Here is a 22829-nt window from a genome sequence, read left to right on the forward strand (position 1 = left end):
CTGAAAGTTCTGTAATTTAACGGTCCGTTAACATAATTTGCTGAACATTGTTTATAGCTGAAAATAAATTAAAATTCCTTGCCCTTGACAAACCATTCTGTATATTACATCTCTAACTGAAAACATTGATTTTTAGCATTCCATACCTAATTACCTCGTAATAAATTACATAATCTTTTTAACTTATCAGAATTTCCTGTCTCCCTCTCCCACAAATTGTTAAATACAGGTTGCAATTCATTAATTCTCTAATCATAAGGATTTTATTAAAAGTTTAATTTCACTCTTATGAATAGAGCAATATATACAAAGAACCATTACTAAAATATTACAATTAGATACATGTTAATAGTATCAATGCAGTATGTTATTTTCCAACTATATTCACACTTAACTGAATAAAATTGACTATTACGATAATACTATAGCAGACCCCACGTCCATGATTAGAGCAGCTAGCAAAAGCTAACTGCTCTTTTTATTTTTTCACTTTAAATCATGATGTTCTTGATGAGAGTGAGCATTAATTTCTTGGAATATATTTGAATTATTATTTTTTTCTTGTAAATCTTTTAGATTATTTGACATCATATTTTGATTTAAAAATTGTGGTTGAATTAGCTTTTTTAGGTCTCCAACTGTTAATGGTTTTGCATCCTCTTTTAACTCATACCCTAATTGACCATTGGGTTCTAGCGTTGCAGTTTTTACATCTTCAATTTTTGAAATTCCCTGATTACGTAATCTCATTTCTAATTGATCCACTGTTAAACGCATTTTCTTTAGAGCAACAACATTTAAAATGCCATTTTCAATCACTGTTTTAGATTTACCAGTAATAAACTTCTCAAATGCATTTGATTTTAATTGTAGATATTCTAAAATAACCACTGAAATGACAAATATAAGTGCACTTACAATAGCCTTTAATACACTTTTTTCTACAATAGGTTGTACAATAATTGTACCAATAGAAATCATTACTACAGTTTGTGCTAACGTCATTTGCGAAATAGATTTTCTACCTGCTATTCGTAATAAAAGAATGCCGCTCAAAATTAAAATAAATGCTTCCAAAATAAAATTCATATAATCCTCCTTTAACAAAAAATCTTAATTTTACATTACCCTTTTGTACTCGAATTAATACTTTACTGAATATTTGAGACAGATGTACTGTTGTTATACTCCTGTATAACATTTTTAATCATTTTTATAAGCGAAACATTTCTTTCGTACAACAAGCAGTTAGTTTTATTAACTGGCTGTTTTGTTGTGTAAAACAGTATTTTTGTTCAAAATGATGACCTTATATATCTGAATATATTTACCATATTATTACCAAATAAATTCATGATATGTTTAATTAGTCGAGTACGTCATTACTTGACAACTTACCCTTAGAAGTCCCGCGGACAATCCGGGGTTCTTTTATCAATATATAATTCTCTAAATAATCAGTTGGGTGTTAAAATACCATAGATTTTCCTTAGGGAGTTCTCATGTAGTTAAACAAGAGTTTAAAATCCCTTGAACCTTAGCTCTTTGAAGCGCCCTTCAAGGGACTAAACCAATTAAAACAACGATTTTCCCCACTTTTTTGATACATTTTTGAAATATTTTTGTGTTATCTTTAGTAAATCCTTTAACTACAGAAAGATTTATTATGTAAAAAGTCCTAGTCCCCTCTAGGGCTTTTTATATTCAAATAGAGATTTTGTTAATTTCCATTAACGTTTTTAATTTCTTTGAATACATTAATATCAAAAGAAATTCTAAAAGGTGCTTTGGTCCAGTTACCTTGAATTTCTTGCACACCTAAAGAGTAGAATCCGTTTATAAAAAACGAGTTCTTTTATTTTTTCACTCACTATAAATTATATATACATAATATAAAAATGTTCATTATTATATCTTTGTGAAGCATCACGTGTTTCAATACAATATCTTTTTTGATGACCTCTTATCTTTGGTGCACAACAACAATTCTTTCTTTTTTGGGCCACTTAAAATAGCCACAATCTAATTATAAATAGATTATGGCTATTTTTGTTTAATTTGCAGCTTTTAATCCGTTAGCATGATGTGCATGAGGTACTCCCATATATATTGTTTTTACTCACTAAAATATACAAAGATGACAGAACATCCTTTTTATTCCTTTAAAAGGTAGGTTATCTTGTTTAAAATAGCTTCAATTTTTTGTGCATTTTTTCTATACATTTCACTTGCATTTTTAGATTTCGTTTCTAAAGAAAATAATTCAAGATCAGCATGGCATTTTTTTAAAGATGCTAATAATAAAGGTTTGTTTTGAGGAGAAGGCATTTGGAGTTGGTCATTGTAAATGTCGATAGTGAGTTGTCCATATGAGTCAATTTGACCGAGAAAGACATTCTCAATGACAACACCGAGTTTTTCAAGCTCAGAATGTAACCAAGCGCGGTTATGCCCGCTTGCTGAAAGAGGCTCATCTAGTACATTTCCATCCATAATAACAGTTTGCGGTTCTTTTTCATTTGGTACTTTTAAGCCGAGGTCTTTTGCAGTAAGGGGCTGAGAAGCTTTCTTTAATAATACATTTAATTCTCCGCTCGGTTCTAAGACGGCAAACTCTACTTCGGATATACTAAAGGCCCCGTTTCCTCGGAGAAGTTCAAGTAATTCATCACTTGTATACTTTTCTTTCTTTAAATTATCCTCAAGTATTTTGCCATCCTTTATTAAAACTGTAGACTTACCTTCAAAGAAATCTCTTGCAGCTTTGTTTTTTAAAGAAATAATCCCCACAAAAAAAGGAATCGAAGCGAAAATAAGTATTGCAAAGACGCCATGGAAAAACTTTTGGTCTAGCCCTGTAGATACTTGAGCTGCGATACTACCAATTGTCATTCCAGCTATGTACTCGAAAAAAGAAAGTTGAGAGATTTGCCTTTTTCCTAAATATTTTGTGATAGCAAATAAAATAATTAATATGCATACAGAGCGGAGAATGACAAGTGTCCATTCAGGTAGGTTCGACATAGTAATTTCCTCCAGTCTACTTAATAAAACACGCTATATTGAGGTCCTTCACGTTCTAACACTAAAACTCTATTCTTTAAATCAGCAATGAAGCTTTCCATTTCTAGCCTACATTCATGAAAGACAGGTTTTTACGCTAGCAATTGCTTTCATACAAATACCTCTTTTCCTTTTGCTTTCAATAGTAGCGTGCCGATGAATCTGAAAATGATATCTGCTGATACACCGGTACTTGTTACTTTAAACATGCTGGGAATTACACCGATAATTCCGGTGTTTTGCAGCTTCTTCCATCGCACCCGTGAACGAGGGCATTACCGGAGCTTGTAATCGGTAATAAATGTACGTATACGACTGTTGCCGAACAGCCTGGGCCACTTCCTCCGGCTATTACAGGTTGCCCTTCTCTATACATGAGTATTCCGCAATCTTGAAAATACTTACCTGTTACTTTTGTTCCATGTTTATGTTGTAAGTCATAAGCAATTTCGTGTCCGAGGTTGCCTGTTACGATTAAACTATAATGAGATGCATCGAGATATCTTTCTCTTAAATTGGCTTCAAATATATCGACGATGTGCCTTTTGTGTCTCTATAACTAAAAGAGCCACATCTTTTTTGAATTCACCATATTTTAATTAATTCTCAATATTTTAAAGTTAACAGTACTATTTTTAATTGTTTATGAAGGCAACAATTAGAACCTTGAACAGAAATCATAGAAAAGGAATACCAAATATATTTCTTATTTTTATTCTAATTTTTATAACCAAACATATGTATACAATACATAAATGTATTTCCTGTTGCTCCTGATGTACCTGAAAAAGAAAAGAGCCACATTTATAATACTATAAATGTGGCTCTTTTCTAATAAACCTATGTTATTGTATATAATACTTATCCACATAAAATCCAAAAGAAAGCCTAGATATAGTGCTCTTTTGACCAAGATCTATATTGGATATAAACATACATAATATTATATGCACGTTTTTTGAGGGTGTAAATGATGGGGGCAGTAATTTCTTATACTATTTTTTTGCTGAAAATTATTTTGAAATAAAGAAACCCTTAAAATGTATTTCTCAAAAAATAATGAAAGTTGTTAAAAGGAGGAGTTTCTTTGAGTATTCCAAATAAAAGTAAACTATTTTTAATATTATCTTCTCATCGTTCTGGTTCCAGTGCGACAGCTGGAATATTGGATGTCTTAGGGATACATATGGGAGATTCGTTATTAAAGCCTTCATCTACTAATCCAAAAGGTTACTTTGAGAATGTGGATTTTGTGTATTTAAATGATAAAATTCTTAATTCAATTGGTGCTACTTGGGATAACCCACCTAAAAGAGAAGAGCTTCGTTGCTCCACTGAACTATCAAGTGATACATTCTCTTTTTTAAGTAAACATATTAAACCTCTATGGGGATTGAAAGACCCTAGAATGATTTTAACATTTGATATATGGAAACCATGTCTGAATCAATTAGAGGACATTACATATATATTTACTTGGCGACCAATACAAGAATCTGTATCTTCTCTTGTAAACAGGAATAAGATTGACGAACAAACTGCTGCGAGTATCTTAACACGTTATCATGAAAACCTTCTATATTACCGGAATCTACTTGAGCAAGAAAACAAAGATATTATTGATGTACATTTTGATAAGCTACTGGAAAGCCCTGAAAAATTTGTCAAGGAGATCAATTATAGAATAGGCAATAAACACCATAATAATCTAGATGAGGTGAAAAACTTTTTAGATAAAAAACTAAAACATTTTTAAACGAAAATTTGTCATGTTTTCTAAATTTCAATACGCAATGACTAATTTTAGTCCACTAACGAAAATAATTAAAGCTAAAAGTAATTGTAGTGGTTTAACAGGAATCTTGCTAGATAATTTACTACCTATGATAACTCCTGGAATAGAACCGATAAGCAAATTAATTGTTAGTATATAATCTACATTTCCTAACTTCATATTTAGTATGCTTGCAACTGTAACTAATATAAAAGCATGTGTAATATCTGTTCCTACTAATTCAGATGGCTTCATTTGATATAAATATATCATAACAATAGCAAATAAAGAACCAGAGCCAACAGAGGTAAGTCCAACAACAAAACCAAGTATAGCTCCAATAAAAATAGTTACATTCTTCTTTTGTTCTAAAGATTGTTTTTGAAAGTAATTTGGAACAGATTGATTGTAGAAAAGGATTTTTATAAAAATACAGATGGCTGCAACAATTAGAACATAACCTATTATATATTTGAGCACTTCTTCTCGATTTTGATGCAGAATTGGTAAAAAGTGAATGGTTGTTATTGCAATAATTGCACTAGGTATACTCCCTAAAGCTAAATATCTTACGAGTTTGAAGTTGATTGTTTTTTGTTTCCAATGTTGGGTTATTCCAAACATTTTAGTGATAGAATTATACAGTAGATCTGTACCAACTGCTATAGAAGGGGTAATGCCTACCGTTAATAGAAATGGCGTCAGTAATGCAGCTCCTCCTATTCCTGTCATTCCAACTAGCACCCCTACAACCATCCCCATAATTATAATTGAAATACTCATTATATAATTCTCCTCTTTACCATCAATAACTAAATTTAAGATAACCTGATTGATGTGAATAAAATACTTGTTTACTAAGAGGCTTTCTTTTATAAAATGAAAATCAAAGGCTGTCTTTGGAATACTGGTACATTAGAAAATCATCTTGGAATATTTCCACAACTAGGTCTAAGGTTTCTTTATCATAGAAACTTTTATATGTCGGTAACTTAGGTAATGAAGGATCCGTTATATCTACATCTGCATAATTCCCTTTAAAGGTCATTTTATGTGCTCTATGATGGGGAGATTGTGTAAGGAGGGATAAATCTGATTGTAGTAAACCATATTCTTGTTCAATTTTAGAGATTATTTCGTTAAAGTTTTCTAGTTTTATATGGTTTTTAATTATTTTTTCTTCCCCTTGAATATACTGTTGTGAAAAGTGAGGATCTAAAGAATTAGATTTCGGGTCAAGTGCTTTCACGTAATATAAGAATTGTTTAAAAGATATTCCTTTATTACTATTTTGATCATTATAGAAATACTGTTTAATGTTTTTCCATTGTTTTTCTGCATAAGGATTGTCATACAGCAATAGAAATGAACTAACTGCTCTTTTAAATGGATTTCGTACCAACTTAAAAGTATCTTTTTTTAACTGTAAAACTTCTCTTTCTAATTCTTCATAGTAACTTGTTTTATTTTTATATACTTGGAATTCATAATAATGAATGAAAGGATCATATTTAATAGCCTCAGCATATAATCCAATTTGATAAAAAAACCAATTTGCAAAAGATGTACAACCGCTTCTATGGCTCCAAAATAAAATGAGAGGGAAATCTTGTTGAAAGTGTGGGATGCGCCCCCCATGCGTAATGACTCTTTTGATAGTTTCACACATTATAAATTCGCTCCTATCCTCATAAAAAGTAATAGTATGATATAAATACAATAGAATTTTAAATTTTATTCAATTCATAAAAGGTATTAACATAGGATGATAAAAAAACAATGAAAAAGTAGAAAGTTAGAACTGCGTAAATGATGATATTATTTATTATATTCAAAATTAACTTTTCTGGTTCATGCTTTAAGATAATAATTTAATGTATTCTTTGTTGCGTTTTTTAATATGAATTTAGAAAGGAGACAAGGATGAGCATTTTAAATAAAAATATTTTGTTCGTGCAATCTGGCATCCCTTTTTATTATCCATCATTAGAAATGTCTATATATAATGCTCTTAAGAAAGTCGTAAAAACTGTCACAATGGTTTCCAATAAAGAGGCTATTAAAACAGCGATCAAAACAAAACCAGATTTCATCCTAGCTCTACATGGTTTAAATCCAGATTTCAATCATGTCATTCCAATGTTAAAAGAGTATGGTTTTAAAACTGGACTATGGTTAACAGATGATCCTTATTATTCTGATCTTACACAACACATTGTGCCTCAGTATGACTATGTCTTTACACAAGATTCAGGAATCATAGATTTTTATCAGCAATTGGGATGTAATGATGTATTTTATGTCCCTTTAGCATCAGACCCAAGTATATATAAACCGGCACATAATAATGTCTCTTATTTATATGATATTACTTTCTTAGGTACTGCATTTGAAAATCGATTGTCTTTTATTGATTCAATTGCTGATTATTTAAAACAAAAAAACACATGTATTATAGGTTACGGTTGGGAGAAATTGCAGCATTATGAATTATTGAAAGATAAAATTAAATTAAAACCCTTAGGGACGTACGAGGAGAGTTTAGGATATTACACTTCCACTAAAATTAATATCAATATGCACCGTTCTACACAGGATCAAACATTGAATTGTAACTCTTTACAAATTGAAGCACATTCTATCAATAACCGGACATTTGAAATTGCAAATTCATGTGCTTTTCAATTAACAGATGTACGTTCTAATCTTATGAAACATTACACGTTAGGTTCTGAAATAGAAACGTTTCATTCCTCTACAGAATTCATTACAAAAGCAGAGTATTATTTAGCGCATGAAAAAGAACGGTTACAAATTGCAACGAATGCATACAAAAGAACATTGCGGGAACATACGTATAATCATCGGATACGTCAATTATTAGATCACATTAATATATAAAAAGGGGAAAACGTGATGTCAAATTCAAATGCATCTAACGTTATAGTTGCACAAGGACGTATACCACATTTTCAAAAAGATTTTCCTCTCATTTTATTTTGGAGCCAAAAAAGTGGTTGTACCTCCCTTGCGCATTGGTTTTTTTATCAAATTAATGAATTAAAAACAGCATTTAAATATCATTCTTTTATTCATAATTACGAGTATGAGGTATATAAAGCAGCACCCACCTACCAAAGTGAACTGATAAAAGCGTTACAAACGAATCAAAAAAAGACATATAAATTAGTCAGGAATCCTTATTATAGGGCGGTTAGTTCTTTTGTTGCACATATAGGTCCCCCAGGATATCAGCTACCGCAATGGAAGCCTATTAAACAATTCCTTTATAAGGATGAAAACAGTGTAAAAGGATTTTCGTTCAAACAATATTTATATTATATTCAGCATATAAAAAAGCAGCAAGCTTACTTAGACCCACATATTGATCAACAATATATACCTGGAGAAGAGCAATTTGTTTCCAATTATATTTACCTTGAGCGATTTAACATGACAATTCGTGCGTTAGAAATGAAATATAATCTAAAAAAATCTCCACTCCATATCATAACAAAGTCATGGCATCATCAATCTGATAAAATGTCACATGAAGGAAATTATGCAGATGTAGACATAACCACTCCTCTCTTCCAAAGACTTCCTACGTATAAAAGCTTTTATGATAATGAATGTTTACAACTTGTACATTCTATTTTTTATCAGGATTTCAAAGTATATAAGTATTCCAGTGGTTTGGATAATTAATTTTCAATTGTATCTCATACACAAATTTATTTCTCTTTGTATAGGGTAAACTACAAGACATGGTTCGCTTGAACAAAGATGGTTTCCGTCTCTTTTTTTAGTTCTTATAATGTGTATACTTGTCTGATAAAAGATTGAATGTTTCCCTAGTGCAAATTAAATTTGCCCTCCCAAAATACAGTAGCCTTCTATCTTTATAGATAGAAGGCTACTAAACCCACTTTAAAATCTAGTTGTGGCATAGTAAATATTTTTTCGACACATAATAATTTTTGCATTAAAATTATTATGTATTCTAAGTTTTAAATAATCCATCAATTAAAATTTTAATAACCTCTGGGCGACTAAAAAGTTTTTTTACGCCAGGGTGTTGAGAGTCCGTTGTTTGAAACATCTTTTTTGCCTCTTCAACTTTATTTGGTACATATTTTTCTTTTAACTCTAATACACCATAAACAATATTATTATAAGTTAAGTTAAGTTAAGTTAAGTTAACTCCCAATTATTAGTGTATCTGCTACTTTTTCTGTGACAGCGAGTGTTATAGGAATACTCCAAACAACTTCATTTTTAAACCGCAGTCTAGAAAGAACGGATTCATAGTCTTCTTTTGAAAGAAACCCCGTTAAAGGACTATATGCTCCATTCGCAATTAATTCCAAATCAGATAAGGCCATTGTATCAAATTCAATTTCATGAGTAATAGTAGAGATATCAAAATTAAGATTAATTCGATCAATTAATTTCCCACCGTGAGGAATTACTAAAGTCAAATCTTTCCCTCCTTTTACTCAGTTATTTTGACTGTATCAAATAGATAACTCATAACTTTAAAAGTGCACTCTTCAATCGAAAGTTGACTTGTATCAAGAGTGATTTCCGCATTTAGTGGTTTTTCATATGGGTCATCAATTCCAGTGAAATGGATTATTTCTCCATTTCTCACCTTGTTATAAAGCCCTTTTGGATCTCGTTTTTCACATTCTTCAATAGGACAATGTACATGAATTTCTATAAATTCGTCTTTATCAAATAGTAACCTTGCGGCCTCACGGTCACTTTGATAAGGGGAAATTAATGCAGCAAGAACAACAAAACCAGCATCTACAAAAAGTTTACCAATTTCTGCTGTTCGTCTTACATTTTCTTTTCTATCCTTCTTTGCATGCGAGAGATCCTTATTAATTCCAAGCCTTAGATTATCTCCATCGAGCACATAAACACAAATTCCCTTTTTAAATAATTCGAGTTGAAGAGCATTTGCAAGTGTTGATTTTCCTGATCCAGAATAACCAGTTAACCAAATCATTACGCTTTTATGACCGTAAAAATTTTTTCTATCCTCTTTTTTTATGATAAATTCATGCCCAAAAACATTTTTCTGGAAGTCTCTTTTGCGCAAGCTTTTTCATCTCCATTCATAGGATTAAAATATAGTTTATTTATCTAATCTTTGTGGTCATATAGGACCAACATAAAATATCATCATGTAAAAAACGTTTCTAAGAGAAGATATTAGTCTTATGTGCGTTTTTTCACCTTCACATTCTAAAAAACAAATGTTGTTTAATGTATATAGAAATTAACGGGATAGGATATTTTAAACAAGGAAGCACCTTAGCGTCTTGAAGCTCCTAATACCATCTTTAGTCAGATTTAAATGTAGATATGCCGATTTTTTCAGGGGATTTATAGGGGAGCTATATGTTTACCTGAACTTGAAAGATTTTAATACCACGGAGTATCAAAAAACGGTATTCTTTTCCTAGTTGAGGGCCACCATATCATTCTGGGGTACACCCGAGATAAATGTAATTTCGGATATTAGTCATACATTTATTTCTAAAAGTAATTGTAATCACGAATTTCCATAGTATTTTTTAACTTATTATCATACATCCTAATCATACAGTTGGAACAAAGTGTTTTCAGTAGCTAATAGATGGATGATTAGTTGTGCCCATAATAGACAAAACGGTACTTATAAGCCCTATAAATCGAATATAGAAATAAAGGTAAGCCTATGACCTATTTTTACACGTGTATATCTCGGTCGAACCCCATTCTGGGAAAATTGTACGCTAAGAGATACAAAACCTTATCATTATAAACTTTTTTCAAGGTAACTATATGTTCAGAAAAATAAAAAATTAGGTCTAATTGAAAACTGATTTGTTTACACACTTTATGAACATAATTATAGTCAGAAAACGTTGATATTATTGAGTTTTACCCTCTGTTCATAAATATATAGTTTTCTGAAAAGATGCCTCTTAACGTACAGGAAATGTTTTAAAATGTGTCTAAACGTAGAATTTTCTCAAAATGGTATAATGAGGCCTAATAGAGCCTAATTAAAAAAAGAGCATATATCTTTTATTACTTAGTAAATTAAGATATATGCTTTTTTTATCAAGCCATTATGGGTTTAATGTATATTTAACATGAAGGGTTCTTTTTTTACCAGCTTCTAATAAGATAAATGATTCACCCTGTTTTGCTAAATGTGCTGCCGCTGCCAATCCTATGGGTCCTTTCCCCAATAATGGCTATTGGTAATTGTTTAAATCTCTGCATATCAGTATTGTTTTGTAGTGTTTGATTTTTCGTTCCACAACACTCTTGTACTTTTCATAAAATTTGAATAGGTTTCATGAAAAAAATCCTCCTTATTTTATCTAAATTTATAAGTGTAGTTTCTTAATTAAATTCTTTAAATCAAAAAAAATTGATTTAAAATATATTAAAATGCTATTTCATCCCAAACAGCATTATGACATAGGACGAAATATACAGCATAATTGCTCAGATAATAGTGCATCAACTTCTTTTTTATTAATATTATAGTAACTCCATGTTCCTTTTGTTTCTTTTGTAATAAGATTCGCATCAAGTAAAAGTTTTAAATGATATGAAAGTTTTGATTGTGGTAATTCAAGTACACCATTTAAATCACATACGCAAGTTTCTCCACGTTGGCACAATTCGTACAAAATGTGTAACCTTTTTTGATCTGCTAACGCTTTGAACTTCTTTTCATATATCTCAAAAGATTGGATAGTTGATTGAGTATACAATGTTATTTCTTTCATGGTAATTTCCTTTCATCAACTTTTTTTGATATTTATAATATATACTTCATTACTTTTACAACTGATAAATCAAAAAATTGATTTATCACATTTAATACAAAATAAAAAGCATGACATTTATATATCATGCTTTTTTACCACTATATATTATTTTCTCTGAACTTCATAATGAGTCTACAACTTTGTTGTAAAGTCCATAACTATGTTGTATATTCTACAACTTTCTTGTATAATCCACGACTTTGTTGTAATTATACAACCATATTTCAAACGTATCAGGTCTAAATTTGGAGATAAAAAACTTTGAATTCATAATAAAGAGCATAATACAAAAAACAACATGTTTTTTGTATTATGCTCTTACCTAACAATTATATTATTTAATGTACAACTTTCTTTTAACATGTACAACTTTCTTTTAACATGTACAACTTTCTTTTAAAGTGTACAACTTTCTTTTAAGTTCACAACTATTCATTATGTACAATTAAACCATTCGGTCTAAAACGACTCATCATAATTTCATTAATAAACTTTCCATGAGCTTTCAAATTCCCTATCTTTACTCCCTCTTCTACAAATCCAAATTTTTCATATAAAGCTTTTGCTTTTGGATTCGTTTCTAACACACCTAGTTCTACTCTCTCTAACATTAACCAATTATCAGCCAAATCAAGCATCTTCGTAAGAAGTGCTCTCCCAATTCCTTTATTATGATATTCACTGTCTACCCCAATGAATAAATCGCCTGAATGAGATCTTCGGCCCGGACTTTGTGTTAAACCTACAAACCCAACAACTTCTCCATCATATTCTGCAACAAATTCAAATTGATTTGGTGCTAAATTTCGAATTCTATTTTCCATAGCCTCTACACGCATGCTAGGTAAGAAAACCATATACGGTAAAACATCATCCTGTATACATATACGATGAATTGCTCTAGCATCTTGTATTTCTACTGCTCTAACGTTGATTCCCATCTTTCTCTCCTCCATATAAATAACAATATATTTGTGTGTATTCTAGAAACGTTCACGAATGACCTTCTCGCCCGGATTTATTTATGTCATTTTTACATAATTATTTCGATATAATACTTAATTTCCAAAAAGATTAAAGACTATATGGATATGGATTTGGTTAACTTTTCACCTTGTTATATAAATCAAGCAAATTTTCAATTAAAATACCATTTAGTTTCATGCCGACTATATCACAATTTTCTATTTCAATATTTTTCAGATTACTATTACTTATAGTGCTACATTCCAAATCACATTTATCGAATACAATAGGTTCCTTCTCATCTCCGAGACTTGTATTTTTAAATTGCACTCCACCTAAAGTCACCAAATTAAATTTACTGCCAGAAAGATTTAAATCTGCATATGATGACCTTCTAAAATTTATATTTCTAAACTTGGATTGACTTACATTACAATTACTCATATTCATATTCATTATATTGCTACCAACAAATGAACTGTTTTTTAAATTCACTTGATAATACTCTGTATTTGCTAAATTACAGTTTTCGTATTGACTATTTTTCATATCTTTATTTGTAACTACACTGGCTTTGTTTGAGCTTGTTTTTATTCTTTTCACGTAACAATACTCATCTTCCGATTCAAAAATCATTTGGTAACCCATCTTTTTATAAAAGTGATGATTGTTAATTTGTCTACTAGATGTTTCGAGATCCCAAATCTTTATGTTCGGATATTCCTTTTCTATTAATTTCATAACATGTGATCCAATTCCTTTTCCTTGATAAACAGGATCTACAAAAATACGATCAATTCGACCGTACGACTTACCAGAAATCGTAACTATTATCCCTCCGATTATTTCTTTATCCATTACAACTTTGAAAGAATCCAATTCTTCAATGGAATATTCCATCATTTCAACTGAAGAATATCCTGGCGGTTGAATGTTATAATCAATGACATCATCTTGGCCGTATAGCCATTGTTTTGCTTCTGCATCAAATGTTCTTTTCATTATTTCTGTTAATTTCTCAGCATCTAAAATTGTAGCTTTTTCTATAGATATTTTCGTCATTTTCGTTTTCCCCTTCATTATTACAAACCAACCATTTTTGTGAATGGCATAATTATCAATTCACTTTTGTTTTTAATGCTTTTCCCATTATTACATATGGAACATCATTTTTACTTGGATGAAATGGTTCTAATACATTTACCCAATCTAATCTTTCATATAACGAACGTGCTTTTTCATTGTTTATTTGTGTTGTTAAAACACTCGTTCTATTTGGAATCCCTTCTAGTAATTCATTATGTAATTTCGTTCCAAGACCTTCATTTTGATATTGTGGGTGGACTGCTAACTCTACAAATTCAAAACAATCTTGTAACCATTCGTCTACTTGCTCTAGATGTAACGCTTCTCTCATTAATTGATTATAGTACTGTCCCTCCATTGAGCGATAACCATAAGTAAAGCCAACTACTTCATTTTCATCATTTATTGCTACTATACCTTTAAAACCTGTATATTCTATATGCCTATTCATTCGCTCGATCATTTCATTGAAATTTGTTTTTTCAAATACTTTACAATACAATTTTGCCATATTCCCAATTAAGATCTCATCTTTTTCAATGCTTACGAATTTCACTTTATTCCCCCTATTAAAACATTTATATCCTTAAATTCTTAAAAACAAAGAAAATTAACACTAATCACTCTCTTTACTATTAAACTACAAATCACCCTATATTTTCCACGATTACTTAGTATTAATGAATAATAAAAAGAGACCATGTAATATAAACATGTTCTCTTCTTTTATTCATTTTCAATTTTATCCCGCTATTTGCCGGGCAGTAAGACCCCCACCTCAAAATTCAGCGAAAGCAAAGAAGTTAGGTGGGGGTCGGGCTAATAATCAGCGGGGGCTGACACCCCACTGATTAAAGTTTCACTTTATATAATTAAAAATTAGATATTACTTAAGCCACTCGTTGCAAGTATTACTTAACTGCTGTAAATCTTCTATAAATTGACTCGCATCATATCCATCACAAACCGAATGATGTACTTGTAATGAAACTGGTAGCATAACCTTGTTTCCTTCGTTAAAATATTTCCCACAAGTTATAATTGGCAATAGAAAATTTTCATCATTATTAATATTAAGATTAAATCCAGTAAAACTAGTCCAAGGTATGCTAGAAATAGGAAATACATTAGGCGGAATATTTTCTTTCGTGAAAAGACCATGAACATTAGCATAGCATCTCATATCGTCTTCATAATTATTATAGAAAGTGCGGAAATCACTTGAATAATCCGTCCATATACTTGAAAAAGACTTATCATCTTTATGAAAGATTGTATAACTCGGTATCATCTCCTCCCAATAGCCTAAAACTCCTTCATCGTTAAAACATGTTCGAAATTTTTTATGATTATTTACTACTCTAGAAATTAAATATATAAAAACGGGATAAAATTTTATTCCCTTTTGATATACTTCCCCTAATAACATCGTGATATCAACATTCACAGTCATACTAAATGTACATTTCAACTTTAAATAATGCTCAAAATACTGCTCTCTATTCCAATCTTCTCTATCAATTACATGGAACTTCATTCTAATAGCCTCCTAAAATTTTCTTTTTATTTTAGAAGGCTAATTCCCTTGCTTTCACCATACTTGTTCACTCCTAACAGTTTACAACTCACCCTAATTATTCATTTAATTATATAACATATTTGAGACTCCCACGACTAAAGTCGCAAGCCCTAATCCTTACGGATTGACGGGTGTGATTCTTGAATGACTAAACGTTCGCAGTCCATTTCTGTTTTGAACAGACTTCAAGATGAGGGCATCTCATTGCCCCTCCTAAGACAGTGCGTATAGCATCTTAGGCTGATTGACTGTTACCATCAATCACAGTTGCGTAGCGAATATTCATCGCCCCAACAATATCACGATGTTTCTCAAATCCACATCGGCACTTGTATTTTCTGTCTGGTGCTTTGTTCTTTTCAGAACATTTCGGACATGTTTGACTTGTATAAGCAGGGTTCACATATTCTACCTTAATACCAACTAAATTCGCTTTGTATTCAATGAATTGTGCTAAACGATAGAATGACCAAGTGTGTAGATTTTTCTCGTTTTTACGGCTTGTTCTTGCCGTCTGTCTAATATTCGTTAGTTGTTCTAAACGAATAACAGAAATGTTATTATCGGTTGCAAAGTCAATGATTTCACGACTTACTTTGTGGTCTTGGTCTTGCATCCATCTTTGTTCTTTATCATCAAGTTGTCGAATGGCATTTAATTTCTTATTTTCACCTAACTTCTTACGAACACTACGAAACTTACGTTTCATATATTTGTTTTGTCTACCATTGCCGAAGAAACGAACTTTCTCATCGTCTGTGATGGCTACCGCAGGGACTTTAAGACCTAAATCTACCCCTAAAATCTTCGTTCCTGTTTTTTCATTTGTAGGAATTGTGACAGATATTTGAGCAATCCACTTATTAGATTTCTTCGTGATACGAAGTGTACCTAACTTGTGTGTTAACAAATTAAAATTGCGATTATATTTATCAGTTAATAAAGCACGAACCTTTAAGCGAGTTGATTTTCCATTTACCATGAGTGGAACTGAAATGTGCGTGAAGTCAAACGAATAGTTTTGATTGTTCCATACACAAACAGGTCTCTTTAGAATCGGAATAACTTTGTATTTACTTTTTTTCACCTTTGTAGAAAACACACTTTTAGCGTCTTTAATTGCTTGGTTCTTCACTGCGCTTGGAAGATTCGCTTCAACATCTTTTGTACTTTTCTTAGTGCTCTTCTTCGCTTCAGCCATTTCAGATACAAGTGTATTAATGACTTTGATATACTCATAGCTACTTTGTTCCAATAACTGAATTTGTTCTTTTGTTGGAAGCAATTTAACTTTGACTGTGATTGTTTGTGACACAATTTTCACCCCCTCGTCTTTTGATTTTCAACATACTGTTTAATTGTCTCAGTCGATACATTTCCAGCAGTAGAAACAAAATAGGAACGTGTCCATAGACTTGGCAAGTGTTGAAGATGAGGAAACTCTCCTCTCAAACGCTTCGATGTCACTCCTTTAATTTTCGCCATTGTGTCAGCAGGACTAAGTGTTGGTAGTGTATTTAAGAACAAGTGAACGTGGTCTTTGTCGCATTCCATTGCGACAATAGCAACATCCATTTCTCCGCATATTTCTTGAACCAACTCTTTGAAACGTTCTTCTACTTTTGTGTTAAGAAAAATTTTTCTTCTGTATCGCGGGCAAAACACAAAATGGTAGTTAATTAATGACACAGTTGTTTTGGTTCTTCTATAATCATTTATCATATTCACATTGTATCAGTTTACTTTTAAACTACACCACAAAAGATACCAATATTTTGGATACTTAAAGTACCACAAACTTAGCGATTTTTAGTGGTACTCCGTATCCAACCTCACTTTCATCCCATGCCTAAAGGCGATGGGCTTTCCCGTTCGGAAAGGGCTGTAAGAATCAATTCACATATTTCTGGAAATCCATCCACATACTATAGATAAATCAAATGAAATTTGGAGGATACATACATGAATAACAAAAATATGAATAAAAAAGAAAATGTTACTGAAAACACTACATCTATTCAAAATAATAATACTGCAAATCTTACTATCGAAGAACAAGCAATGAACGGCTTATACGGAATGCCCGAAACAACAATTGAAGATGCTGATCACGCTGCAGCTGATGATTTAACTTCAAAAAATTAATTAACTACATTGAAAAAAGCCAAGGAAAATATCCTTGGCTTTTTTAACTATGCATCCACCTTTTGTATTTCTTCACTCTTTCTTGAAAGTTTACCTGGCCAAAAAGCAAATCGGCCTAACACAACTGTAATTGCGGGTACAAGTAACGGTCTTACGATAAATGTATCTAGTAATACGCCAATTGCAGTTACAATACCAAATTGAACTAATACTTGAATTGGAAGTGTACCTAACACTGCAAAAGTTCCTGCTAAAATTAAACCTGCCGATGTAATAACACTACCTGTTTGTATTACACCATTTTTTACTGCATCCAAGTGATTTTGTGTCTTTCTGTTTTTCCATATTTCTGAAACCATAAAGATATTATAATCTTCACCTAAAGCAACTAAAAATACGAATGCGTACAACGGTATCGCACCTTGAATGGCCGGCGCTCCCATACCGTAATGAAGTAATATCCATCCTGCTCCTAACGCTGAGAAGAATGATAAGACAACAGTTACAATTAAATAAACCATTGCAACAACCGATTGTAAATAGACAAGTAATAGTAAAGCGATAATGCTAATCATTACTGGAATAATTACTGATTCATCACGTTCAGTAATTTGCTTTGTATCATATAATGAAGCTGTTTCTCCACCAATCCACAATTGCTCTTCAGCATTACTAATCCCAGCATCTTTTAATACTTTTTCTACACTGCTTTTCAATTTAGGGATTTGATCTAATGCTTCAATTGCGTATGGATTTTCTGCTAAAGAAACTTCATACATTTGTATTTGCTTATTTTCTTTTCCCTCTTTTGGCTCTTTCACTGTATTTACGAAAGAAAATTTCTCTAGTTCTTGTTTAATAGGAAGCTCTTTTCCTTTCGTATCAACAACAACTTTTATTGGTGCTAGTTCACCAGCTGAAAAATGATCACTAATTAACGTAAAACCTTCGCGTGAAGGCATATCTTTTGGAAACGACTCTAATAAGTCATATGTGTATTGAATACGTGGTACGAATGAAGCCAATCCACCTAATACAAATACAGTTAGCATAATTATTGTCCATGGTCTTCGTACTACAATATCTCCAAGTTTTTTACTAAAAGAGCCTTTTGATTTTTTAACTTTTACAGCCCTCTTTTTCTTTCTTGCAAACTCCTCATTCATTGAAGTTGTTCTCGGTATAAACGGGAAAAATGCAATTCTACCGAAAATTAATAATAGTGCTGGTAAAATCGTTAAAGCCGCGATTCCCATTATAAATACAGCAACACTAAATGGTACTGCAAATCGATGAAAGGCACCATAATGAGCAAGTAGTAATGTTCCTAATCCAAGTACAACAGTTAACGCACTCATTATTATTGCACCGCCAGATGCTTTAATCGCAAGTTGCAATGCTTTATATTTACTTTCTTCTTCTAACAAGTACTCTCTATATCTCGAAATTAAAAATAGACAATAGTCCGTTCCAGCGCCAAACAATAATACTGTCATAATTGATATCGCTTGGGCATCTACTTTAATCCATCCGTGATCAGCTAAAAAACCGAGTGTAGGACTAATAATACCGTATGCAAAGCCAACAACAAGTATAGGTAAAATCGCTAAAATTGGTGAACGATACAGTAAAATTAACAAAACTAACACTAGTAGTACAGTAGCCACTAACAATTTCACATCTGCTTGACTAAATAAACTAACTGCATCTGTTTGAATGCCTACTGGTCCAGATAATCGAACATGTAATCCAGAATCACTTATTTTTTGTTTAAATGGATCTACATCCACCTTACTATTCACTATCTTTCTTAAATCATCAAGATTTCCTTTTAATATATCTGTTCCAGCTGACTTGTTAAAGAATACTGGTGTAACAAATGATGTACCATCTTTTGATGCACTTTTTGATAATACTTGTTCCGGGATTGTATCAAATGGTGGTAACGTTGATTGTTCCTTTAAAGGACTAGCTTTTAACTCTTTATAAACGTCTTGTATGAGTTTATAATCCTGCGACTGTAATCCACCATCTCTATACCATACTACTAATAAAGGATTCCCTGCATTATTCGGAAACTCTTTTTTCATAAGTGCTTCCGCTTGCTGCGACATAGCTGTTTCGGGTAAATTTTTCGGGTTCGGTTCTTTCGTACTATTTACTTGTGGTAACGTAAATGAAAGTAATAATGTAATAAGAATCCATACCGATAAAGTGATCCATTGCGTATTTTTACCTGCTACAAGCCTCCCTAACATATGTAACGGGTGCTTTTTCATAAAAAACCCACCTTCCTTTTTTCCTCCACTATTAATTATATATACTGGTCGGTTAATTAATCAAGAATGATTGAAAATTATGTTATAATTATCTCAATCATAAATGTCAGGAGCGAATGTATTTGGAACAAAAACAACGTCCTCTCGGAAGGCCGCGTCAAAATAAAAATACAAAATCTACAAAAGAAACCATTTTAGAAGTTGCAACTCGGTTATTTCTTACTCAAAATTATCAAGTCGTTTCTATGGAGGAAGTAGCAAAAGTTTGTGGTGTTACAAAAGCAACCGTCTACTATTACTATTCAACAAAAGCAGATTTATTTACCGCTACTATGATTCAAATGATGGTACGTATACGTGAGAATATGTGGCAAATACTCTCTACAAACAATACTTTAGAAGAGAGATTATTAAACTTTGCTAAAGTTTACTTACATGCCACAATGGATATCGATATGAAAAATTTTATGAAAGATGCAAAACTGTCGTTATCTGAAGAACAATTGAAGGAATTAAAAAAAGCTGAAGATAGCATGTATGAAGTGTTAGAAAAAGCACTCGCTAAAGCGATGCAATTTGGAGAAATCCAAAAAGGAAACCCTAAATTTGCCGCTCATGCATTCGTATCTTTATTATCAATTGGGAATTTTAAAGATGAAAATGACAATCCTATTCTTACAAATATAGATGAATTAGCACAAGAAATCGTTTCTTTTTATTGGAACGGATTAGGACGTTAAAATTACATGGGTTTCCTTTAATAAAAAAGCATGTTTGTATTTCTTCAAACATGCTTTTTTATCATTTAAGTGTTTTATGTATATACCAATAATTAGACTACACTTTAGCATCCATTATCAAAAAATTATTATCTTCGACTTTTACAAATTTTGAAGTTGAATCTTTATATTCCCCTTACTTAATCCCCCGTGGTAACAAACTACAGATTTAATATCTAGATTTAAATACTTCTTCAAAGACTCCTGCGCTTCTTTAATATTTAAAGTTGTTGGGGCGTGAATTCCTCCTAACTTTCCATTCACACTATACATCGAGTCTCCTGCAATAAGAGTTTTACTTTGTTTCAAATATAAACTAATATGCCCCGGAGTATGCCCTGGAGTATGGAGAATTAGTATTCCACCGCAATACGGAAGTTCTTGCCCGTCAATCACTGTGCCACTCACTTTTCCTTTTGGTGGATTCTCTACATGTACATCTTTCAATAAAGGTAAATCTCCCTCAATATATGGCTTATCTAACTCGTGCGCATATACTTTAATATCGCTTACACCATTCTCCAATACATCAGGAAGGCTACCTATATGATCTATATCCTGGTGTGTCAAAATCACAACTTTTAGCTTATCAACAGATACCCCAACTCTCTCCATCTCTACTTGTATATCTTCGAATTGTCCAGGAAAACCAGTATCTATTAAAACTGCCATTTCATCATTCCATAAAAGAATTGGGTGAATGATAAATTCTTGAAATTTAAGTTGTAACATTTCTACCCCTTCAGCAATCTCCATACAGCAATTCTCCTTTATAACTGAAGTTTGAAAATATGTACGAGTAAACTGAAAATATAAAGCACCGCTATCTCATAATATGTTTTGTCATCCCAATAGAGAATGCTTCAAACCCTATAGATTCATAATAAGATTGCAATTTTTCCACACACATAAGTTGCGGAATAACCTTGTTTTGTTCGCAGTGATGGATTAATCGTTTCACTATTTCTTTTCCGATGCCACTAGACTGATATTTTGGCAATACACCAACTCCACAAATAATGCCTGTTATGACTCCATCTGATATGACACGCCCCATCCCTACTAACCTCTTATCATCAAAAACATAAATTGCATACCAACTTTGCTTACACATTCGTTCTAACTCGTTAACCGTTAATTTAAGAGAATTCCATCCTAAAGATTCGTATAAGGATAATAATCCATTAAAATCTGTAGGATGTTCACTTGTGTAGCGTATACTATTCTCCATGTAAATACTCCCTATTCTCTGGCTTGTTTATATTTCATAAAATTCCCTTTACACAAATCTGATCGATGTAAAAATAACTAGAACAAACTTCAATAAGAAAGATAGAATTCCTTCTCAACATAAAATAAAAAGAAGTTATCTCACTTGAGATAACTTCTTTTATGTAAGACTCTCATTATATTATCAACCAAAAAATATACAACTGCATACGATTAGCACAAACAAAACTAATAAACCATTTGAGAAATAACCCATTGAATACTACCCCTTTATTAAATTATGTAAAAGATTTTATCATAAAATGATTTACAACTTAATAACTGAAAAAGACATTGTATTCATTAGTTATATATGTTTAGTAATATTTTATTTTCGGTCATATTCTTCTTAACTTAAACCACTTCTCATCCCCTTATACTTAAGTTCAGATAACCTCAGAACAATACATAAGAAGACCTCAACTTATTGACGTCTTCTTTTCAACTACACTAATGGCTAATTCACGTTTTTTTATCAAATATATATAAACCCTTCACTAACAGAGACATGTATGAAATGCCTTCCCCAATACATAAACATCTATAATCTGATTATTAACATCCTTATAGCCTTTAAATCTCATCCTCAGTTATTCTAATAGCTCTCTTATTCGAAAATAGATTTTTAAAAATTCCTACTCCCACAATTAATAAACCTATACCAACTAATTTATTTACTTGTAAAGGAATGCTCTCCATTCCAAATAATCCAAATGTATCAATGCATAATGCAACGACCAATTGAGTAATAAGACTAATTAGCACCGTATATGCTGGACCTAAGCTCTTTATTGCACCCATTATACAAATAATTAACCCGATGCCAAACAGTCCACTTACATAAAACAAATAATTTGTAGTATACACTTTAATGTTAATACTGTTTTCTGTAATGATATAAAATAGAATAGAGCTAATGAGACCTATTCCAAGGACACATGTAGTCGTTAACCACTGTCCTACATTTTCATTTACTTTTGCATTAAAAACAGATTGTACGCTAATTAATATTCCTGCTAATATAGCTAAACTAAATCCAATCAAAAT

At 31.6% G+C, this 22829-nt stretch carries 23 protein-coding genes and 3 pseudogenes; 5 read left to right on the plus strand and 21 right to left on the minus strand.

Translation table 11 applies throughout. From position 1 onward, the window contains the following. Positions 1-486: 486 nt before the first annotated feature. The 4 genes and pseudogenes from ACTFO4_RS18560 to ACTFO4_RS18575 form a co-directional block, all read right to left on the minus strand. Positions 487-1089: a DUF421 domain-containing protein gene (locus ACTFO4_RS18560; RefSeq protein ID WP_001009361.1), complete on the minus strand. Its 603-nt coding sequence runs from the start codon at positions 1087-1089 to the stop codon at positions 487-489. 1065 nt (positions 1090-2154) lie between these two features. Then, on the minus strand, positions 2155-3024 hold the full coding sequence (locus ACTFO4_RS18565) for a DUF421 domain-containing protein (RefSeq protein WP_429656422.1): 870 nt from the start codon (positions 3022-3024) through the stop codon (positions 2155-2157). Positions 3025-3044: 20 nt separating this feature from the next. Then, positions 3045-3155: pseudogene (locus ACTFO4_RS18570) on the minus strand (DUF1657 domain-containing protein); the annotation flags it as partial. A 203-nt stretch (positions 3156-3358) separates the two neighbouring features. Continuing rightward, positions 3359-3598: pseudogene (locus ACTFO4_RS18575) on the minus strand (stage V sporulation protein AD); the annotation flags it as partial. A 552-nt stretch (positions 3599-4150) separates the two neighbouring features. On the opposite strand from ACTFO4_RS18575, the gene ACTFO4_RS18580 reads away from it, so the two are divergent. Continuing rightward, entirely contained in the window at positions 4151-4819 is a 669-nt protein-coding gene (locus ACTFO4_RS18580; RefSeq protein WP_150158074.1) for a sulfotransferase family protein, read from the plus strand. A 27-nt stretch (positions 4820-4846) separates the two neighbouring features. Here ACTFO4_RS18580 and ACTFO4_RS18585 read toward each other — a convergent pair whose 3' ends face one another. Beyond that, entirely contained in the window at positions 4847-5620 is a 774-nt protein-coding gene (locus ACTFO4_RS18585) for a sulfite exporter TauE/SafE family protein (protein ID WP_150158075.1), read from the minus strand. 103 nt (positions 5621-5723) lie between these two features. Next, positions 5724-6506: a sulfotransferase family 2 domain-containing protein gene (locus ACTFO4_RS18590; RefSeq protein WP_440014068.1), complete on the minus strand. Its 783-nt coding sequence runs from the start codon at positions 6504-6506 to the stop codon at positions 5724-5726. A 254-nt stretch (positions 6507-6760) separates the two neighbouring features. Here ACTFO4_RS18590 and ACTFO4_RS18595 point away from each other — a divergent pair, with 254 nt between their 5' ends. Both ACTFO4_RS18595 and ACTFO4_RS18600 read left to right on the plus strand, forming a co-directional pair. Further along, positions 6761-7738, plus strand: coding sequence for a CgeB family protein (locus ACTFO4_RS18595; protein ID WP_440014070.1), 978 nt, complete (start codon positions 6761-6763; stop codon positions 7736-7738). Positions 7739-7753: 15 nt separating this feature from the next. Beyond that, positions 7754-8545: a sulfotransferase family 2 domain-containing protein gene (locus ACTFO4_RS18600; protein ID WP_440014072.1), complete on the plus strand. Its 792-nt coding sequence runs from the start codon at positions 7754-7756 to the stop codon at positions 8543-8545. Positions 8546-8840: 295 nt separating this feature from the next. On the opposite strand, the gene ACTFO4_RS18605 is transcribed toward ACTFO4_RS18600, so the two are convergent. The 11 genes and pseudogenes from ACTFO4_RS18605 to tnpA all read right to left on the minus strand — a co-directional run bounded on the left by ACTFO4_RS18605 (position 8841) and on the right by tnpA (position 17032). Continuing rightward, positions 8841-9005, minus strand: a complete 165-nt coding sequence (locus ACTFO4_RS18605; protein ID WP_440014102.1) for a hypothetical protein — start codon at positions 9003-9005, stop codon at positions 8841-8843. 31 nt (positions 9006-9036) lie between these two features. Further along, a complete protein-coding gene (locus ACTFO4_RS18610) occupies positions 9037-9318 on the minus strand; it encodes a hypothetical protein (protein ID WP_429656417.1) in 282 nt (93 codons plus the stop codon). A 14-nt stretch (positions 9319-9332) separates the two neighbouring features. Then, complete coding sequence (cysC, locus tag ACTFO4_RS18615; protein ID WP_429656416.1) at positions 9333-9947, minus strand: adenylyl-sulfate kinase; 615 nt, start codon at positions 9945-9947, stop codon at positions 9333-9335. Positions 9948-11004: 1057 nt separating this feature from the next. Next, positions 11005-11200, minus strand: a pseudogene (locus ACTFO4_RS18620) (glutamate synthase); the annotation flags it as partial. A gap of 116 nt (positions 11201-11316) precedes the next feature. Beyond that, the gene (locus ACTFO4_RS18625; RefSeq protein WP_429656415.1) at positions 11317-11637 is read right to left on the minus strand and encodes an ArsR/SmtB family transcription factor; all 321 of its coding nucleotides are present in this window, start codon (positions 11635-11637) and stop codon (positions 11317-11319) included. A 470-nt stretch (positions 11638-12107) separates the two neighbouring features. Further along, the gene (locus ACTFO4_RS18630) at positions 12108-12620 is read right to left on the minus strand and encodes a GNAT family N-acetyltransferase (protein ID WP_000512619.1); all 513 of its coding nucleotides are present in this window, start codon (positions 12618-12620) and stop codon (positions 12108-12110) included. Positions 12621-12780: 160 nt separating this feature from the next. Beyond that, positions 12781-13725: a GNAT family N-acetyltransferase gene (locus tag ACTFO4_RS18635; protein WP_002025754.1), complete on the minus strand. Its 945-nt coding sequence runs from the start codon at positions 13723-13725 to the stop codon at positions 12781-12783. Positions 13726-13762: 37 nt separating this feature from the next. Further along, on the minus strand, positions 13763-14287 hold the full coding sequence (locus ACTFO4_RS18640; protein WP_000673968.1) for a GNAT family N-acetyltransferase: 525 nt from the start codon (positions 14285-14287) through the stop codon (positions 13763-13765). 330 nt (positions 14288-14617) lie between these two features. Beyond that, positions 14618-15268, minus strand: coding sequence for a type A chloramphenicol O-acetyltransferase (catA, locus tag ACTFO4_RS18645; RefSeq protein ID WP_017674082.1), 651 nt, complete (start codon positions 15266-15268; stop codon positions 14618-14620). A gap of 277 nt (positions 15269-15545) precedes the next feature. After that, a complete protein-coding gene (locus tag ACTFO4_RS18650; protein WP_000084148.1) occupies positions 15546-16625 on the minus strand; it encodes an RNA-guided endonuclease TnpB family protein in 1080 nt (359 codons plus the stop codon). A gap of 5 nt (positions 16626-16630) precedes the next feature. Then, entirely contained in the window at positions 16631-17032 is a 402-nt protein-coding gene (tnpA, locus tag ACTFO4_RS18655) for an IS200/IS605 family transposase (RefSeq protein WP_000606465.1), read from the minus strand. A 240-nt stretch (positions 17033-17272) separates the two neighbouring features. Here tnpA and ACTFO4_RS18660 point away from each other — a divergent pair, with 240 nt between their 5' ends. Beyond that, positions 17273-17455: a DUF4021 domain-containing protein gene (locus tag ACTFO4_RS18660; RefSeq protein WP_001060657.1), complete on the plus strand. Its 183-nt coding sequence runs from the start codon at positions 17273-17275 to the stop codon at positions 17453-17455. A gap of 47 nt (positions 17456-17502) precedes the next feature. Here the strand turns inward: ACTFO4_RS18660 and ACTFO4_RS18665 are convergent, their stop codons facing one another. Beyond that, entirely contained in the window at positions 17503-19734 is a 2232-nt protein-coding gene (locus tag ACTFO4_RS18665) for an MMPL family transporter (protein ID WP_017674083.1), read from the minus strand. A gap of 122 nt (positions 19735-19856) precedes the next feature. On the opposite strand from ACTFO4_RS18665, the gene ACTFO4_RS18670 reads away from it, so the two are divergent. Further along, positions 19857-20474: a TetR/AcrR family transcriptional regulator gene (locus ACTFO4_RS18670; RefSeq protein ID WP_017674084.1), complete on the plus strand. Its 618-nt coding sequence runs from the start codon at positions 19857-19859 to the stop codon at positions 20472-20474. A gap of 141 nt (positions 20475-20615) precedes the next feature. Here the strand turns inward: ACTFO4_RS18670 and ACTFO4_RS18675 are convergent, their stop codons facing one another. From ACTFO4_RS18675 to ACTFO4_RS18685, 3 genes are all read right to left on the minus strand, one after another. Then, on the minus strand, positions 20616-21269 hold the full coding sequence (locus ACTFO4_RS18675; RefSeq protein WP_000401455.1) for an MBL fold metallo-hydrolase: 654 nt from the start codon (positions 21267-21269) through the stop codon (positions 20616-20618). A 67-nt stretch (positions 21270-21336) separates the two neighbouring features. Continuing rightward, entirely contained in the window at positions 21337-21744 is a 408-nt protein-coding gene (locus ACTFO4_RS18680; RefSeq protein ID WP_017674085.1) for a GNAT family N-acetyltransferase, read from the minus strand. A gap of 611 nt (positions 21745-22355) precedes the next feature. After that, complete coding sequence (locus ACTFO4_RS18685; RefSeq protein ID WP_017674086.1) at positions 22356-22826, minus strand: DMT family transporter; 471 nt, start codon at positions 22824-22826, stop codon at positions 22356-22358. Positions 22827-22829: the final 3 nt, after the last annotated feature.

It is taken from the genome of Bacillus cereus group sp. MYBKT14-1 (assembly GCF_051915185.1).
Lineage (GTDB): Bacteria > Bacillota > Bacilli > Bacillales > Bacillaceae_G > Bacillus_A > Bacillus_A cereus.